Raw genomic sequence first — 1,274 nt, 5'->3', positions numbered from 1 at the left:
CACCCGGGGTGTCCTACCGGCGGTTTCGGACGGTCGCCTTCGACGGCTGCGCATCGTGCAAGGTCCCGGACAGTGCTGCGAACCGGTCCTGGCTGGGGAAGATCTTCCACAGGCCGGGGCGGGCGGGCTATCCCGCCCTGATGCTGATGACCCTGGCCGAGACAGGGACCCGCGGTCTGCTGGGTGCGGTGTTCGGGCCGGCGGGCACCGGCGAGACGACGTATGCGGCCCGCCTGCTGCACCTGCTCGATGCCCGGATGCTGCTGCTGGCCGACCGTGGCTTCGACGGCAACGACTTCCTGCACCAGGTCGCCGCGACCGGCGCCCACTTCCTCGTCCGGGTCTGCGCCGGACGCCGCCCGTCCGTGCACGCCAAGCTCCCCGACGGCTCCTACCTGACCCGTTTCGGCCTGGTGACCGTGCGGATCATCGAGGCCGACATCACCGTGACCTGCGCCGACGGCCGACGCATGGCCGGCCGCTACCGGCTGGCCACCAGCCTCCTCGACCACCAAACCGACCCCGCCGGCCGGCTCATCCGCCTCTACCACGAACGATGGGAAATCGAATCGGCCTACTACGCCCTGCGCCACACCCTCATGAACGGCCGGATCCTGCGCTCGACCACCCCCGACGGCATCGCCCAGGAACTATGGGCCACTCTCGCCCTCTACCAGGTCCTGCGTCACGCGATGGCCGAGACCGCTGCCACCCAGCCCGGCCTGGACGCGGACCGGATCAGTTTCACCGTCGCCCTTCAAACAGCAAGGGAACACCTGATCACCGCCCACGACGTGATCACCGAGGACACCGGCCCGGACCCCGCCTTCACCCACACCCTGCTGGCCCATCTGCTACCAGCCCGCCGAGCCCGCACCAGCAGCCGCAAAGTCAAGTGCCCCATCTCCCGCTACCACGCCAAGAAGGACGACGGCAGGCCGCTGACCAGCACCGACATCACCGCCATCAACATCACCGTCCACACCCCGCACACCGAACCCCAACCCGACCCCCGACCGCCCACACCCCGGCCCCCCACCGTCACCAGCCGCATCCTCGCCCTACTCGCCAGCCACCCAGGCCAGCCATGGCGAGTACGCGACATACGACACGCCCTCGACGCCAGCCCCAAAACCATCCGCAACCAGCTCTGGCGACTCACACGCGAAGGCACCCTCACATCACCAGCGCACGGCACCTACCAACTCACCCACAACACACTCTTGACGACACAACCAACCCCTTAACTACGCGGCATTGGCCCTTGACGGGCC

At 68.6% G+C, this 1,274-nt stretch carries 1 protein-coding gene; it reads left to right on the top strand.

Features of this window, described 5'->3' with window-relative positions:
• A partial coding sequence (locus ACFVGY_RS37855; protein WP_385687143.1) for a transposase occupies positions 1-1,247 on the top strand: 1,247 nt, incomplete at its 5' end.
• Positions 1,248-1,274 lie beyond the last annotated feature (27 nt).

This window comes from Streptomyces sp. NPDC127106 (genome assembly GCF_042677605.1).
Classification (GTDB): Bacteria; Actinomycetota; Actinomycetes; order Streptomycetales; family Streptomycetaceae; genus Streptomyces.
This window is presented reverse-complemented; position numbering and strand designations above follow the sequence as displayed.